This is a genomic window from Streptomyces sp. NPDC006872 (assembly GCF_040635845.1).
Lineage (GTDB): Bacteria > Actinomycetota > Actinomycetes > Streptomycetales > Streptomycetaceae > Streptomyces.
Genome location: NZ_JBEYIL010000006.1, coordinates 364,881 through 380,246 on the forward strand (window position 1 = coordinate 364,881; position 15,366 = coordinate 380,246).

The following is a 15,366-nucleotide window of genomic DNA, read 5'->3' on the forward strand; positions in this document are numbered from 1 at the left end:
ACATGTCAGTTCACTTCCTTGAGCTCGCGGTACGCGGCCACGAGAGCGGTGGTGGAGGGGTCCAGACCGGGCACGGACGCGCCTTCGGTCAGGGCGGGTTCGACGCGTTTGGCGAGGACCTTGCCCAGCTCGACGCCCCACTGGTCGAAGGAGTCGATGTTCCAGACGGCTCCCTGTACGAACACCTTGTGCTCGTAGAGGGCGATGAGCTGCCCGAGGACCGAGGGGGTGAGCTCACGGGCGAGGATCGTGGTGGTGGGGTGGTTGCCCCGGAAGGTGCGGTGCGCGATCTGCTCCTCGGGCACGCCCTCCGCCCGGACCTCCTCGGCGGTCTTGCCGAAGGCGAGCGCCTGGCCCTGCGCGAACAGGTTGGCCATCAACAGGTCGTGCTGCGCCGCCAGTTCGTCGCTCAGCTCGTCGACCGGGCGGGCGAACCCGATGAGATCGGCCGGGATCAGCTTCGTGCCCTGGTGGATCAACTGGTAGTACGCGTGCTGCCCGTTGGTGCCCGGCGTGCCCCACACCACCGGTCCGGTCTGCCACTGCACCGGCTGTCCGTCGCGCTGCACCGACTTGCCGTTGGACTCCATGTCGAGCTGCTGGAGATAGGCGGTGAACTTGGACAGATAGTGGCTGTAGGGCAGTACGGCGTGCGACTGCGCGTCGAAGAAGTTGCCGTACCAGATGCCCAACAGGCCCAGGATCAGCGGGGCGTTGGCCTCGGCGGGCGCGGTGCGGAAGTGGTCGTCGACGATCCTGAACCCGTCGAGCAGCTCCCGGAACCGCTGCGGACCGATGGCGATCATCAGCGACAGGCCGATCGCCGAGTCGAAGGAGTAGCGGCCGCCGACCCAGTCCCAGAACTCGAACATGTTGGCCGTGTCGATGCCGAAGTCGGCGACCTTCTCGGCGTTCGTGGACAGCGCGACGAAGTGCTTGGCGACCGCCTTCTCCTCGCCGTCCAGACCGTCGAGGAGCCAGGAGCGGGCCGAGGTCGCGTTGGTGATCGTCTCGATCGTGGTGAACGTCTTGGAGGCGACGACGAACAGCGTCTCGGCGGGGTCCAGGTCCCGGACGGCCTCGTGGAGGTCGGCGCCGTCCACGTTGGAGACGAACCGGAACGTCAGCGAGCGGTCCGTGAAGGCCCGCAGCGCCTCGTACGCCATCGCCGGACCCAGGTCGGATCCGCCGATGCCGATGTTGACGACATTGCGGATACGACGTCCCGTGTGGCCGGTCCACGCACCGCCGCGCACCCGCTCGGCGAAGGCGTTCATCCGCTCGAGCACGGCGTGTACCTGCGGCACGACGTTCTCGCCGGCGACCTCGACGACGGCGCCCGCGGGGGCGCGCAACGCCGTGTGCAGAACCGCCCGGTCCTCGGTGAGGTTGATCCGCTCGCCGCGGAACATGGCGTCGCGCAGCCCGAACACGTCGGTGGCGGCGGCCAGTCGACGCAGGAGGACGAGGGTGTCGTCGGTGATCAGGTGCTTGGAGAAGTCGATGCGCAGATCGCCGACGCGCACCACGTACCGCTCGGCGCGCTGTGGATCCGCCGCGAACAGCTCCCGCAGGTGCGCCTGCCACCCGGCGCGGTGGTCCTCCAGAGCCGCCCATTCGGGCCGCTGGTCGAGGCGGAGGGAGTCAGACATGGGAAGGGGTCTCCTTGGGAGCCTCGCCCCGCAGGGCGACGGCGTACATCTCGTCCGCGTCGAGGCGCCTGAGCTCCTCGGCGATGAGTTCGGAGGTGGGGCGGACCTTCAGCGCGAGGGTGCGCGAGGGCTGGCCGGGCAGGGTGAGGGTGGCCAGGGGGCCTTCGGGGCGGTCGATGACGATCTCGCCGTTCGCGGTGCCGAGCCGGACGGCCGTGACGACCGGTCCGGCGGTGACGACCCGCTCGACGGTGACGCCCAGCCGGGCCTGGAGCCAGCGCGCGAGCAGCTCGGCACTGGGGTTCTCGGCCTCGCTCTCGACGGCGGCCGAGGTGATCGGCACCCGGGCCTGGTCCATGGCCGCCGCGAGCATCGAGCGCCACGGGGTGAGCCGGGTCCAGGCGAGGTCGGTGTCGCCGGGGGCGTACGACCGCACACGCGCGTCGAGGGCTGTCAGCGGTCGCTCGACCGCGTACATGTCGGTGATCCGGCGCTGCGCGAGGGCGCCCAGCGGGTCCTTGGCGGGGTGCTCCGGCGCGTCCACCGGCCACCACACGACGACCGGCGCGTCCGGCAGCAGCAGCGGCAGGACGACGGAGTCGGCGTGCTCGGACACCTCGCCGTAGGTCCGCAGGATGACCGTCTCGCCCGTGCCGGCGTCGGCGCCCACCCGTACCTCGGCGTCGAGGTGGGAGTTGGTGCGGTCGCGCGGCGAGCGGGCGTGCCGCTTGATGACGACCAGGGTGCGCGAGGGGTGCTCGTGCGAGGCCTCCTCGGACGCCTTGATCGAGTCGTAAGCGTTTTCTTCGTCCGTGACGATGACCATCGTCAGGACCATGCCCACGGCGGGTGTGCCGATGGCGCGGCGACCCTGCACCAACGCCTTGTTGATTTTGCTTGCCGTGGTGTCCGTCAGGTCGATCTTCATGGCCTGCGCCAGCTCCGTCCGTCTCGTGCGAGCATCTCGTCGGCTTCCTCGGGCCCCCAGCTGCCCGAGGCGTACTGCGCGGGCCTGCCGTGCCGTGCCCAGTACTCCTCGATCGGGTCGAGGATCTTCCAGGACTCTTCCACTTCCTGGTGGCGTGGGAACAGGTTGGCGTCGCCGAGCAGCACGTCCAGGATGAGCCGCTCGTACGCCTCCGGGCTGGACTCGGTGAAGGACTCGCCGTACGCGAAGTCCATCGTGACGTCCCGGATCTCCATCGAGGTGCCCGGCACCTTGGAGCCGAACCGCACCGTGATGCCCTCGTCCGGCTGGACGCGGATGACGATCGCGTTCGCGCCGAGCTCCTCGGTGGCCGTGGAGTCGAACGGGGAGTGCGGCGCCCGCTGGAAGACGACGGCGATCTCCGTCACCCGGCGGCCGAGCCGCTTGCCGGTCCGCAGATAGAACGGGACGCCCGCCCAGCGGCGGTTGTCGACGTTCAGTTTCACGGCGGCGTACGTGTCCGTCGTGGAGGACCGGTTGATGCCGTCCTCCTCCAGGTAACCGCTTACGCGTTCGCCTCCCTGCCAGGCGCCCGCGTACTGCGCCCGCACGGTGTGCTTCCCGAGATCCTCCGGCAGCTTGACGGCCTTGAGCACCTTGAGCTTCTCGGTGAGCAGCGAGGCCGCGTCGAAGGAGGCCGGTTCCTCCATCGCGGTGAGGGCCATGAGCTGCAGCAGGTGGTTCTGGATGACGTCACGCGCCGAGCCGATGCCGTCGTAGTAGCCGGCCCGGCCGCCGATGCCGATGTCCTCGGCCATGGTGATCTGCACATGGTCGACGTACGACCGGTTCCAGATCGGCTCGAACATGGTGTTGGCGAAACGGAGCGCCAGGATGTTCTGGACGGTCTCCTTGCCCAGGTAGTGGTCGATACGGAACACCTGGTCCGGTTCGAACACATCGTGCACGACGGCGTTCAGCTCACGCGCGCTCGCCAGGTCGTGGCCGAACGGCTTCTCGATGACCGCGCGCCGCCAGGACCCCTCCGCGGCCTTCGCCAGCCCGTGCTTCTTGAGCTGCTCGACGACCTTGGGGAAGAACTTCGGCGGCACGGAGAGATAGAAGGCGAAGTTGCCGCCCGTGCCCCGGGAGGCGTCCAGTTCCTCGACCGCGTTGCGCAGCTGCTTGAACGCCGTGTCGTCGTCGAAGTCGCCCGGGATGAAGCGCATGCCCTCGGCGAGCTGCTGCCAGACCTCCTCGCGGAACGGCGTGCGGGAGTGGTCGCGCACCGCGTCGTGGACGACCTGCGCGAAGTCCTGGTCCGCCCAGTCGCGGCGGGCGAAGCCGACGAGCGAGAAGCCCGGCGGGAGCAGGCCGCGGTTGGCGAGGTCGTAGATCGCCGGCATCAGCTTCTTGCGGGACAGATCGCCGGTCACGCCGAAGATGACGAGGCCGGAGGGGCCGGCCACGTTGGGCAGACGCCTGTCGCGGGGGTCCCTCAGGGGGTTCTCCCAGTCAGCGCCGAGACTGCTGGTGCTCATTCCGCGTCAACTCCCTTGATCGTCAGCGACTTCGTGACCGCGTCCAGAAGGTCCTGCCACGCCACCGCGAACTTGGCGACGCCCTCGTCCTCCAACCGGGTGACGACCTCGTCGTAGGAGATCCCGAGCGCCTCGACGGCGGCGAGGTCGGCGCGGGCCTGGGCGTAGCCGCCGGTGACCGTGTCGCCGGTGATGTCGCCGTGGTCGGCGGCGGCGTCCAGCGTGGCCTCGGGCATGGTGTTGACCGTGCCCGGTGCGACCAGGTCGTCCACATACAGCGTGTCCTTGTATGCAGGATCCTTCACACCGGTGGATGCCCACAGCGGACGCTGCTTGTTCGCCTTCGCCCCGGCCAGTGCGATCCAGCGGTCCCCGGCGAAGACGTCCTCGTAGGCCTCGTAGGCCAACCGGGCGTTGGCGAGCGCCGCCTTCCCCTTCAGGGCGAGGGCCGCGTCCGTGCCGAGGGCGGTCAGCCGCTTGTCGATCTCGGTGTCGACGCGGGAGACGAAGAAGGACGCCACGGAGTGGATCAGGGACAGGTCCAGGCCCTTGGCCTGCGCCTTCTCCAGACCCGCCAGGTAGGCGTCCATGACCTCGCGGTAGCGCTCCAGCGAGAAGATCAGCGTGACGTTGACGCTGATGCCGAGGCCGATCACCTCGGTGATGGCCGGCAGCCCGGCCTTCGTCGCCGGGATCTTGATCATGACGTTGGGCCGGTCGACCAGCCAGGCCAGCTGCTTGGCCTCGGCGATGGTGGCGGCCGTGTCATGGGCCAGCCGGGGGTCGACCTCGATGGAGACCCGGCCGTCACGACCACCGGTAGCTGTGTATACAGAATGCAGAATATCGGCTGCGGCACGCACATCGGCGGTCGTCATCATCCGGACGGCCTCGTCGACCGTGACGCCCCGCACCGCCAGGTCGGCGAGCTGCTCCTCGTAGCCCTCCCCGGAGCCGATCGCGGCCTGGAAGATGGACGGGTTCGTGGTGACGCCGACGACGTTCCTCGTCTCGACGAGTTCGGCGAGGTTGCCGGAGGCGATCCGCCCCCGGGACAGGTCGTCCAGCCAGATGGAGACGCCCTCGTCGGACAGGCGCCTGAGCGCTCCCGGAGTCGTGGTTGCGGTAGCGGTTGCTACAGCGGTTTCTGTCCCGGTTACTTCGTTCACAGTGATCATCTTCTTTCGGGCGTTCGGATCAACCACGCGCTGCGGAAAGTGATTCCCGCGCCGCTGCGGCGACGTTCTCGGCGGTGAAGCCGTACTCGGCGAACAGGGTCTCGGCGTCGGCGGAGGCGCCGAAGTGCTCGAGGGAGACGATGCGTCCGGCGTCGCCCACGAACCGGTGCCAGGTGAGGCCGATGCCCGCCTCGACCGCGACCCGGGCCTTCACGGACGGCGGCAGCACGCTGTCGCGGTACTCGCGCGGCTGCTCCTCGAACCATTCCACCGACGGCATCGACACCACCCGCGCCCCGATCCCCTCCGCCTCCAGCGCCTCCCGCGCGGCGACGGCGAGCTGCACCTCGGAACCGGTGGCGATGAGGACGACGTCGGGCGTCTCGGTCGAGGAGTCCGCCAGGACGTAACCGCCCTTCGCCGCGTCCGGGTCGGGCGCGTAGGTCGGGACGCCCTGACGGGTGAGGGCCAGGCCGTGCGGGGCGGGATGCGTGGCATGCCGCTTCAGGATCTCGGCCCACGCGATCGCCGTCTCGTTGGCGTCGGCAGGGCGGACGATGTTCAGACCGGGGATGGCGCGCAGCGAGGCCAGGTGCTCGACCGGCTGGTGGGTCGGGCCGTCCTCGCCGAGACCGATCGAGTCGTGCGTCCACACGTACGTGACCGGCAGCTGCATCAGCGCCGCCATGCGTACGGCGTTGCGCATGTAGTCGGAGAAGACGAGGAAGGTGCCGCCGTAGATACGGGTGTTGCCGTGCAGGGCGATGCCGTTCATCTCGGCGGCCATCGAGAACTCGCGGATGCCGAAGTGGATCGTGCGGCCGTACGGGTCCGCCTCCGGCAGCGGGTTGCCCGCGGGGAGGAACGACGACGTCTTGTCGATGGTGGTGTTGTTCGAGCCCGCGAGGTCGGCGGAGCCGCCCCACAGCTCGGGGACGACCGCGCCGAGCGCCTGGAGCACCTTGCCGGAGGCCGCACGGGTCGCGACGGACTTCCCGGCCTCGAACACCGGCACCGCTTCCTCCCATCCGTCGGGGAGTTGACCTGCGACGACCCGGTCGAACAGCTTCGCGCGCTCCGGCTGGGCACCGCGCCACTCGTCGAGTTGCTTGTCCCAGGCCGCGTGGGCCTCGGCGCCTCGGTCGAGGGCGGCCCGGGTGTGGGCGAGGACTTCGTCTGTGACCTCGAAGGTCTGCTCCGGGTCGAAGCCGAGGACGCGCTTGGTGGCCGCGATCTCCTCGGCGCCCAGGGCGGAGCCGTGCGAGGCCTCGGTGTTCTGGGCGTTCGGGGCGGGCCAGGCGATGATCGTGCGCAGCGAGATGATCGAGGGACGTCCGGTCTCGGCCTGCGCGGCCGTCAGGGCCGCGTGCAGGGCACGGACGTCGACGTCGCCGTCCTCGGTCGGCTCGACGCGCTGGGTGTGCCAGCCGTAGGCCTCGTAGCGCTTCAGCACGTCCTCGGAGAACGCGGTGGCGGTGTCGCCCTCGATGGAGATGTGGTTGTCGTCGTAGACGAAGACGAGGTTGCCGAGCTTCTGGTGGCCGGCCATCGAGGACGCCTCCGCGGAGACGCCCTCCTCCAGGTCGCCGTCGGAGACGATCGCCCAGATCGTGTGGTCGAAGGGCGACTCGCCCTGCGGCGCGTCCGGGTCGAACAGGCCGCGCTCGTAGCGGGCGGCCATCGCCATGCCCACCGCGTTGGCGACACCCTGGCCCAGCGGGCCGGTCGTCGTCTCGACGCCCGCCGTGTGCCCGTACTCGGGGTGGCCGGGGGTCTTCGAGCCGTGCGTCCGGAAGCTCTTCAGGTCCGCCAGCTCCAGCTCGTAGCCGGCCAGGAAGAGTTGGGTGTACAGCGTCAGCGAGGTGTGGCCGGGGGACAGGACGAAGCGGTCGCGACCGGTCCACTCCGGATCCGCCGGATCGTGCCGCATCACCTTCTGAAAGATCGTGTACGCGACCGGCGCCAGGCTCATCGCGGTTCCGGGATGGCCGTTTCCCACCTGCTGCACGGCGTCCGCCGCCAGCAGGCGTGCGGTGTCGACGGCACGCCGGTCGATGTCGGTCCACTCGAAACGGTGCGGTGTCTGCGTGCTCATCTTCAAGAAGTCCTCGATGGAAGCGGTTCAGCTGGCCTTACGCGTTCAAAAGTAAAAGTCTGACTTTTACGGGGGAAGGTCTTCCTGTGTCAGCCTGTGGTGAAAGTGGGACACCCGCAGGTGACAGATGAGCGGCACGGAGCCATACCGAGCGATACCGGGCGGCGACTGTGCAGCAAAAGAGGGACATCGTGGACACAACTACCCAAGGCGGAGCCGGTGGCGAGGGCATCAGAACCCTGCCCTTCCCCGTCGAGCACAGCGTCGGCGGCGTCGGCATGCAGGTGGGTCCCATGGGGCCTCTGGGCGCGCGCGGCGCCGACCGGACCTGGCCCGCCGACGCCCCGCTGGACCGTGTCCACCGCATCGACTTCCACGTGGTGATGCTCTTCGACGACGGTCCCGTCCGCCACATGATCGACTTCGCGGAGCACCGGGCGACGGCCGGCGACCTGCTGTGGATCCGCCCCGGCCAGGTGCACCGCTTCTCGAGGTCGAGCCGGTACCGCGGAACGGTCCTGACCATGCAGCCCGGCTTCCTGCCGCGCGCCACCGTCGAGGCCACCGGCCTGTACCGCTACGACCTGCCGCCGCTGCTGCACCCGGACGAGGCTCAGCTCGCCGGTCTGCGCGCGGCTCTGACGTACCTGCAGCGGGAGTACGACGACGGCGGCGCCGGCGGCACCCTGCCCGTGAGCCTGCACACGGCGGTGCTGCGGCACTCCCTGACCGCGTTCCTGCTACGCCTGGCGCACCTCGCGGCGAGCAGCGAGGAGGCGTCGCGGCGCGCGGCGGGAACCGCTTTCACGCTGTTCCGGGACGCCGTGGAGGAGGACTTCGCGACCAACCACAGCGTCAGCGCCTACGCCGACGCCCTCGGTTACTCCCGCCGCACCCTGGTGCGCGCGGTCCGCGCCGCCACCGGCGAGACGCCCAAGGGTTTCATCGACAAGCGGGTCGTCCTGGAGGCGAAGCGGCTCCTGGCCCACACGGATCTGCCGATCGGCCGGGTCGGCGTGGCGGTGGGCTTCCCCGACGCGGCGAACTTCTCCAAGTTCTTCCAACTGCACACGGGACACACCCCGGTGGCCTTCCGCGCGGAACTGCGCTGAGGCGGACCGGGGTGTGCCGGTGCGGCTGTTGTGGCCGACGCGGGGTCAGGCCTGGGCGCCCGCCTGGCCGAAGTAGTGCCCCTCCGCCAGGTCCGCGAGGAGCGTGGGATGTTCGGGCTGCCAGTCCAGCAGCTTGCGGGTCCCGGCGCTGGACGCGGGGATGTCACGGCCGACGAGAGCGCCGAGCCAGCCGAAGTGGGCGGGCGCCTCGGCGGCCGGGATCGCGGTCACCGGCAGGTCCAGGCGACGGCCGATGATTGTGGCGATCTCGCGGAACGGCACGCCCTCGTCGTCGACGCCGTGCAGCCGGGTGCCCGCCGGGGCCGACTCCAGGGCCAGCCGGTACAGCCGGGCCGCGTCGAGCCGGTGCACGGCGGGCCAGCGGTTGGCGCCGTCGCCGACGTACGCCGAGACGCCCCGCTCCCGGGCGAGATCGATCAACCGCGGGACGAAACCGTGGTCCCCGACGCCGTGCACCGAGGGCGCGAGACGCACCGCCGACACCCGGACGTCCCGGGCGGCGAAGGCGAGGGCCGCCGCCTCGGTGGGAATCCTCGCCGCCGCGGGTGAGTCGGCGACGAAACCGTCTTCCTCGGTGCCCACCCGGCCCGGCGGCAGGCCCGCGGTGCCCGAGGTGACGACGAAGGGCCGGCCGGAGCCCGCGAGCGACTCGCCCAGCATCTCGATGGCCCGCCGCTCCGTGCGGGCGGAGGCCTCGAAGTCGGTGAAGTCGTGTTGGAAGGCCAGATGGATGACGCCGTCGGCGTCGGCCGCACCGCTGACCAGCCCGTCGAGGTCGGCGAAGTCACCGCGGTGCACCTCGGCCCCGGCGGCGGCGAGCAGCGCCGCGCCCGCGTCCGAACGGGCGACGCCCAGGACCTGGTGCCCGGCGCCGATGAGCTCCTGAACGACGGCGGAACCGATGAACCCGGTCGCGCCGGTGATGAAAACGCGCACAGCGCACTCCTTGAGCTGTTTCGGTAAGGGGTTGCCCGGGGTTGCCCGGGATCGCCCCAGGGGCTGCCTCCATCGTCCGGAGGGGGCGGGGGCCGGGTCCAAGGCCTGTTTTGCATCTCGCAATACGTTTCAGGCATCACCGCAGGTCCAGGCATCCGGAAGGCCGGCCGCCCGTTACTGAAGGCGGTTACCCTTGGTCTCATGGCCGACCTCGATCTGCGGCTGGTGCGGTACTTCACCGTCGTCGCCGAACATGGGCACTTCGGTCGCGCGGCCCAGGCCCTGCACATCACGCAACCGTCTCTCAGCCGCCAGGTACGCCGTCTGGAACAGCAGTTGGGCGCACGTCTGCTGGACCGCACCCCGCGCGGCACCCGGCTCACCGAGGCGGGGGAAGTCTTCCTGCCCCGCGCAGGGGCGCTGCTGCGCTCGGCCGCCGAGGCCGCCGCCCAGACCCGCGCGGCCGCCGAGCCCAGCCGGCTCACCGTCGGCTACAGCACGGCCGTCATCGTCACCCCGGCCGTCCGCGAACTGCGCCGCATGCACCCGGACGCCGACGTCCGCACGCTGCACCTGGACCGGCACGAACCACAGCAGGCCCTGCTGGAGCACCGGGTGGACGCCGTCGTCACCAGGCTCCCGTTCCCGACGGACGGACTGCGCGTAAGTGTTCTCTACGACGAAGCCCGTGTGCTGGTCGTCCCGCTCGACCATCGCCTGGCCGGCAAGGAGTCCGTCACCGTCGACGACCTCGCCGGCGAGCCCATGCCGCGAGTGCGGGGCTCCGACCCCGCCTGGCACGCCTTCTGGCGCCTGGAACCGCGTCCCGACGGACTCCCGGTGCCGGACGGGCCGTACGTGGACGAGGTCGAGGACAAGTTCGAACTCGTCGCGGCGGGACAGACGGTGGCCGTCTCGGCAGCCGCCCCGGGATTCGCCCTCCGGCCCGACCTCACCAGCGTGCCCCTCGACGGCGTGGCGCCGAGCCAGGTCGTCCTGGCGACCCGCGCCGACGACCGCAGCCGTCTCGTAACCGCTTTCCGCAAAGTCGCCCGGACTCACCTCACGGGCACCGTGCCACCCCCTGCACAGCAGCAGCGCGACGACGCCGGAGGTTGACGTGTAGTGGGGGTCAACCGCCCGGCGCCGCCAGGGGAATTGCCAGGTGCTCGGTAGCTGAGTGGCTGAGTGGCTCAGTAACTCAGTGGTTCAGTGGTTCAGTAGTTCAGTGGTTCAGTGGCCGAAGGTGAACCAGTTGACGTTCACGAAGTCGGCCGACTGGCCGCTGGTGAAGGTCAGATAGACGTCATGGGTGCCGGTGACGGAGCTGATGTTCGCCGGGATCGTCCGCCAGGTCTGCCAGCCACCGGTGTTGGCCACCGAGAAGCTGCCGATGGGCGTGCTGGTACGGCTGTCGAGGCGCACCTCGACCAGTCCGCTGACCCCGCCGGCCGCACCGCTGGCGACCCGCGCGCTGAACTGGGTCGCGGCCGTGGAGCCGAAGTTGACGCCCTGGTACAGCGCCCAGTCGCCGTTGGCGAGGGAGCCGATGTCCTGGCCGCCGCCGGTGTCCGTGGTGGTCTCGGTGGCCGTGCCCGACTGGCTGTTGTACGACTCTGCCTGGATCGTGCTGTACGCGTCACGGCTGCCGGTCGGGGGAGGTGTTGTGGTACCGGTTCCACTGCCCGCGGCCTGGAGCACCTGCACGTAGTCCACCACCATCGGGTGCCCCGGCACGGTGGCGCTGTCCAGCCCGCCGCCGAGGGCGTCCGGGAACGCGCCGCCCATCGCCACGTTCAGGATGATGAAGTAGCCGTGGTTCGTCGCGTTGGTCCAGGTGGTCGCGTCGACCTGGTTGGCGGTGACCGTGTGGAAGTTGACCCCGTCCACGTACCAGCGGATCGTCTCGGGGGTCACCGAGCGGTCCCACTCCATCGTGTAGGTGTGGAAGCCGGACTGGCAGGTCGTGTTGGGACACGCGACGGAGTTCCCGATGCCGGTGGTCTCGTTGCACGGGCCGCCCGGGTTGGTGCCGCAGTGCATGGTCGCCCACACCTTGTTCAGGCCCTGGACGTTCTCCATGATGTCCAACTCGCCGACGCCCGGCCAGTTTTGGTAGTTGCCCCGGTACGGCGCGCCGAGCGCCCAGAACGCGGGCCAGTAGCCCTCGGCGGCGGTTCCGGTCACGTTCGGCATCTGCAGTCGGGACTCGATGCGCAGCTTGCCGCCGGCGGGGGGCTGGAAGTCGGTGCGGTTGGTCTCGATGCGGCCCGAGGTCCAGTTGCCGGCGGAGTCGCGCAACGGGGTGATGCGCAGGTTGCCGTTGCCGTCGAGCGAGACGTTGCTGGTGCTGTTGGTCATCGTCTCGACCTCGCCGGTCCCCCAGTTGGCGGGCCCGCCGGGATACGAAGTCCCGGTGCTGTACTGCCAGTTGGAGGTGCTGACGCCGGTGCCGGCGGCGCCGGTGAAGTCATCGAGGAAGACCTGCGTCCAGCCGGTCGGGGGCGTGGGCGCGGAGGCGTTCGCGGGCAGGGTGACGACCGCCGCGGCGGCGGCAGCCAGACCTAGCGTGCTGAGTACGGCGATGAGCGCGCGTCGCCTTCTGGGTATGCCGGAGGTTGCACTCATGGGGGGCCTCTCGGGTACGGAGTGATGGGCGCGGGTGCCTTCGACAGCGTTTGAGAGCGCTCTCAAAGTGGGCCCAATGTGCTCTCCGTCCCGAGAGGCGTCAAGAGTTAAAGCGAAGAAAGTCCTTTCGGCGCACGGAAGTTCACGGCGTGAACCGCGCAAACGGGCTGAACCGTCTAGTCGGACCGAACCGCGCAAACGGACCGAACCATGAGGGGACCGAACCGCGAGGGGGTCGAACCGCGAGGGGACTAAACCGTGAGGGGACTAAACCGTGAGGGGGCCGAAGGGGCTAGAGCGCGCTGCCGGCCTTCCAGTCCGCCCAGGACAGGTTCCAGCCGTTGAGGCCGTTGGCCGGGTCGACGGTCTTCTCGCCCGAGTTCTTCACGATCACCACGTCGCCGAGCATCGAGCTCTCGTAGAACTTGTAGCCCGCCACGGAGCTGTCGCTCGCGCCCTTGGCGTCGTGCAGGCCGATGCAGCCGTGGCTGGTGTTCTGGCTGCCGAACACCGAGGTCGAGGCCCAGTAGTTGCCGTGGACGAAGGTGCCGGAGGTGGTCAGCCGCTGGGCGTGCGGGACGTCGGAGATGTCGTACTCGTCGCCGAGGCCGACCGTGGAGGACTCCATCCGGGTCTGCTTGAACCGCTCGCTGATCACCATGATCCCGGACCAGGTGGTGTGGTCGGAGTCGCCGCCGGAGACGGGATAGGTGGCCGGCGTCGCGCCGTCCCGCTCGACCACCATCTCCTTGCTCGACAGATCCACCGTGCTGATCTGCGCGCGGCCGATGTGGAAGGTGACGTCCTTCGACTGCATACCGTAGACACCATCCGATCCCTCGATGTCCTTCAACCGCAGACCGAGGGTGATCTTCGTTCCGGCCGCCCAGTACGTCTGAGGCCGGAAGTCGAGCCGGGTGTCGCTGAACCAGTGCCCGACGACGTCCACGGCCGGCTCGGCGGTCACTGTGATCGCCTTCTGCACGGCGGCTTTGTCCGACACGGCGTGCGAGAAGTTGATCGAGACCGGCATGCCGACGCCGGAGGTGGAGTTCGCCTCGGGGGTGAAGTAGCCGACGAAGGTCTCGCCGGGGGACTTGGTGGTGAAGGTGGCCGTCTGCGCGGCGGCGCCCTCCGCCTGCGCGGTGACCGTGTACTTGGTGCCGGAGTACGGATCGGTCGTCGACGTCCACGTGGTCCCGGCCGCGTCCAGGGAGCCGGCCAGCGTCGAGCCGTCGTTGCCCGTCACCTTCACGGAGGCGAGCGTGCCGCCGGTCACGGTGACCTCGACGGGGCTGGTGAAGGCGGCCTTCGTGGTGCCGTCCGCGGGGGTGACCGAGATCACCGGCTGCGGGGCGGCCGCCGAGGCCTTCGTGGACGCCGAGGCCGACGTCCCGGTCGTGTTCTCCGAGGCGTCCGCCGACCCGGAACACCCGGTCAGCGCGACGGCCGGCACCGCGCCGAGCACGGCCAGGATCCCGCGCCGGGACCACCCCTGCGACTGCTGCTCGGACCGGTTCGATATGTGCGAGACGCCCACGGCACGCCTTCCTGAGTTGTCCACCTTGCGCGTGCATCCTGCGCCTCCTAGATGGGGCGATCCTTTGAATCCGCCGGTCGCCGTCTGAGATTCCTGTGAGGACGGCCTGAGCGGCGCATTCGGACGCGGGTGCGGGACGCGTGCCGGACGCCGTGCTGAACGCGCGCCGGGCGCGCGTCCGAGCGGCGCGCTCGGGGTCCACCTGGTGCGCCGCCCCAGGCGCGCCACGGTCGTCGGAGTCGGCGGCATGCGGTAGGCACCCGCGGCATGCGGACGGAACCAGCGGGATGCGGCCGGCACCAGCGAGATGCGGACGGCGCTGGCGGGATGCGGTCGAATCCGACGTGAGTCCTGCGCGACTCCTACTGCGATTCCTGCTGCGACTCCTACGTGAGCGGGTAGTCGTAGCGGATGAAGCCGTTGAAGTTCGCGACCTTGTCGTACAGGGCGCGGGCGGTGGCGTTGTCCTCCTGGGTGTTCCAGTACAGGCGGGCGGCGCCCCGCTCGCGCGCCGCGTCGGCCACCCGCCCGATCAGCGCCCGTGCCACACCCTGGCCGCGCGCGGCCTCGTCGACGTAGAGGTCCTGGAGGTAGCAGCTGTCCGCCATCCAGCCCGAGGCGTGGAACAGGTAGTGCGCCATGCCCACCAGCCTCCCGTCCGCCCGGGCGCCGACGGCGTGCACCTCTCCGCCGCCCAGCAGGCGCCGCCACATCTCCTCGTAGCCCTCGTCGGGCACCTCTGTGCGGTAGAACGTCTTGTAGCCGCGCGCCAGCACTTCCCAGGCGGCGCGGTCCTCCGGACCCAGCGAACCGATCTCGATCATGGTTGCGCATTCTCGCCGGGCGATCCCGAGATCACCAACCCCGTTTCGTACCCGCAGACCACCGCCGGCACCCGGCACCCAACACCCGGCACCCGACACTCGGCTCGCGGCCTCGGGACTCACTCCCGTCTGCGCTCCGGCTGCCAGCCCAGCGCCCGCGATATCCCGCGGGCCGCGAGGCGTACGGCGGGCGCCAGCACCGGGACCTGCGCGTCGGCGTGCGGCACGACGACCGACACGGCGGCGACCACCGCACCGCCCGGACCGCGCACCGGAGCGGCCACCGACAGGGCGTCCTCCGTCACCTGACGACTGCTCACCGCGACGCCCGTGCGCCGCACTTCGGCCAGCACCCGGCGCAACCGCCCCGGATCGGTGATGGTGTGCGCGGTGTAGGACGCCAACGTCCCTGCACAGTAGGTCTCTTGGAGCTCGGAGCTGCCGTGCGCCAGCAGCGCGAGTCCGACGCCGGTGACGTGCAGAGGCCAGCGGGCGCCCACCCGGATGTGCACACCGACCGCCGAACGCCCGGACAGCCACTCGGTGTAGACGACCTCGGATCCGTCCCGCACCGCCAACTGCACGTTCTCGTGCGTGGCTTCGTACAGATCCTCCAGGTACGGCAGCGCGACCTGCCGCAACGCCAGGCCGCGCGGGGCGAGCGCCGCGACCTCCCACAGCCGCAGCCCCACGTGGTACGCCCCGGACGGGTCCCGCTCCAGAGCGCCCCACTCGGTCAGCGCGGCCACCAGCCGATGCGCGGTGGAGAGCGTCAGCCCGGCGCGGCGGCTGATGTCGGTCAGGGACAGTGCGGGATGCGTGTGGTCGAAGGCGGCGAGCACGGCGAGCAGCCGGTCCGGCGCGGAGCGGGAGTGCCCGGCGAGTGCGCCCCGGCCCATCGGGCCGATCTC

Annotated in this window: 12 protein-coding genes; 2 read left to right on the forward strand and 10 right to left on the reverse strand. The window is 70.2% G+C overall.

Features of this window, described 5'->3' with window-relative positions; all coding sequences use genetic code 11:
* Nucleotides 1–5: 5 nt before the first annotated feature.
* Genes pgi through tkt form a run of 5 tightly spaced genes read right to left on the reverse strand, consistent with a single transcriptional unit; the run spans nucleotide 6 to nucleotide 7,394 of the window.
* Nucleotides 6–1,652 carry a glucose-6-phosphate isomerase gene (pgi, locus tag ABZ725_RS20400; protein ID WP_358803999.1) on the reverse strand — a complete coding sequence of 549 codons (1,647 nt, stop codon included), beginning with the start codon at nucleotides 1,650–1,652 and terminating at the stop codon, nucleotides 6–8.
* Nucleotides 1,645–2,580 (reverse strand): glucose-6-phosphate dehydrogenase assembly protein OpcA, encoded by a 936-nt coding sequence (opcA, locus tag ABZ725_RS20405; RefSeq protein WP_358804000.1) that lies wholly within the window; start codon nucleotides 2,578–2,580, stop codon nucleotides 1,645–1,647. The genes pgi and opcA overlap by 8 nt, the downstream gene beginning before the upstream one ends.
* Entirely contained in the window at nucleotides 2,577–4,121 is a 1,545-nt protein-coding gene (gene zwf, locus ABZ725_RS20410; RefSeq protein ID WP_358804001.1) for a glucose-6-phosphate dehydrogenase, read from the reverse strand. Before zwf ends, opcA begins: the two co-directional genes overlap by 4 nt.
* Complete coding sequence (tal, locus tag ABZ725_RS20415; protein WP_358804002.1) at nucleotides 4,118–5,299, reverse strand: transaldolase; 1,182 nt, start codon at nucleotides 5,297–5,299, stop codon at nucleotides 4,118–4,120. Before tal ends, zwf begins: the two co-directional genes overlap by 4 nt.
* Nucleotides 5,300–5,318: 19 nt before the next feature.
* Nucleotides 5,319–7,394, reverse strand: a complete 2,076-nt coding sequence (gene tkt / locus ABZ725_RS20420) for a transketolase (RefSeq protein ID WP_358804003.1) — start codon at nucleotides 7,392–7,394, stop codon at nucleotides 5,319–5,321.
* Between the two features lie 188 nt (nucleotides 7,395–7,582).
* Here tkt and ABZ725_RS20425 point away from each other — a divergent pair, with 188 nt between their 5' ends.
* On the forward strand, nucleotides 7,583–8,506 hold the full coding sequence (locus tag ABZ725_RS20425) for an AraC family transcriptional regulator (RefSeq protein WP_358804155.1): 924 nt from the start codon (nucleotides 7,583–7,585) through the stop codon (nucleotides 8,504–8,506).
* A gap of 45 nt (nucleotides 8,507–8,551) precedes the next feature.
* Here the strand turns inward: ABZ725_RS20425 and ABZ725_RS20430 are convergent, their stop codons facing one another.
* On the reverse strand, nucleotides 8,552–9,463 hold the full coding sequence (locus tag ABZ725_RS20430) for an SDR family oxidoreductase (RefSeq protein ID WP_358804004.1): 912 nt from the start codon (nucleotides 9,461–9,463) through the stop codon (nucleotides 8,552–8,554).
* Nucleotides 9,464–9,664: 201 nt separating this feature from the next.
* On the opposite strand from ABZ725_RS20430, the gene ABZ725_RS20435 reads away from it, so the two are divergent.
* Nucleotides 9,665–10,582: a LysR family transcriptional regulator gene (locus tag ABZ725_RS20435; RefSeq protein ID WP_358804005.1), complete on the forward strand. Its 918-nt coding sequence runs from the start codon at nucleotides 9,665–9,667 to the stop codon at nucleotides 10,580–10,582.
* Nucleotides 10,583–10,696: 114 nt separating this feature from the next.
* On the opposite strand, the gene ABZ725_RS20440 is transcribed toward ABZ725_RS20435, so the two are convergent.
* The 4 genes from ABZ725_RS20440 to ABZ725_RS20455 all read right to left on the reverse strand — a co-directional run bounded on the left by ABZ725_RS20440 (nucleotide 10,697) and on the right by ABZ725_RS20455 (nucleotide 15,354).
* The gene (locus tag ABZ725_RS20440) at nucleotides 10,697–12,091 is read right to left on the reverse strand and encodes a glycoside hydrolase family 16 protein (RefSeq protein ID WP_351912707.1); all 1,395 of its coding nucleotides are present in this window, start codon (nucleotides 12,089–12,091) and stop codon (nucleotides 10,697–10,699) included.
* A 292-nt stretch (nucleotides 12,092–12,383) separates the two neighbouring features.
* A complete protein-coding gene (locus ABZ725_RS20445) occupies nucleotides 12,384–13,631 on the reverse strand; it encodes an Ig-like domain-containing protein (protein ID WP_358804006.1) in 1,248 nt (415 codons plus the stop codon).
* A gap of 386 nt (nucleotides 13,632–14,017) precedes the next feature.
* Nucleotides 14,018–14,455: a GNAT family N-acetyltransferase gene (locus ABZ725_RS20450; RefSeq protein ID WP_358804007.1), complete on the reverse strand. Its 438-nt coding sequence runs from the start codon at nucleotides 14,453–14,455 to the stop codon at nucleotides 14,018–14,020.
* A 119-nt stretch (nucleotides 14,456–14,574) separates the two neighbouring features.
* Nucleotides 14,575–15,354, reverse strand: a complete 780-nt coding sequence (locus tag ABZ725_RS20455) for an IclR family transcriptional regulator (protein ID WP_358804156.1) — start codon at nucleotides 15,352–15,354, stop codon at nucleotides 14,575–14,577.
* Between the last annotated feature and the right edge of the window lie 12 nt (nucleotides 15,355–15,366).

Excerpts from the sequence above, each read along its gene's own strand:
- pgi (WP_358803999.1), bottom strand. The coding sequence starts at position 1,652 with ATGTCTGACTCCCTCCGCCTCGACCAGCGGCCCGAATGGGCGGCTCTG.
- opcA (WP_358804000.1), bottom strand. The coding sequence starts at position 2,580 with ATGAAGATCGACCTGACGGACACCACGGCAAGCAAAATCAACAAGGCG.
- zwf (WP_358804001.1), bottom strand. The coding sequence starts at position 4,121 with ATGAGCACCAGCAGTCTCGGCGCTGACTGGGAGAACCCCCTGAGGGAC.
- tal (WP_358804002.1), bottom strand. The coding sequence starts at position 5,299 with ATGATCACTGTGAACGAAGTAACCGGGACAGAAACCGCTGTAGCAACC.
- tkt (WP_358804003.1), bottom strand. The coding sequence starts at position 7,394 with ATGAGCACGCAGACACCGCACCGTTTCGAGTGGACCGACATCGACCGG.
- ABZ725_RS20435 (WP_358804005.1), top strand. The coding sequence starts at position 9,665 with ATGGCCGACCTCGATCTGCGGCTGGTGCGGTACTTCACCGTCGTCGCC.
- ABZ725_RS20440 (WP_351912707.1), bottom strand. The coding sequence starts at position 12,091 with ATGAGTGCAACCTCCGGCATACCCAGAAGGCGACGCGCGCTCATCGCC.
- ABZ725_RS20450 (WP_358804007.1), bottom strand. The coding sequence starts at position 14,455 with ATGATCGAGATCGGTTCGCTGGGTCCGGAGGACCGCGCCGCCTGGGAA.
- ABZ725_RS20455 (WP_358804156.1), bottom strand. The coding sequence starts at position 15,354 with ATGGGCCGGGGCGCACTCGCCGGGCACTCCCGCTCCGCGCCGGACCGG.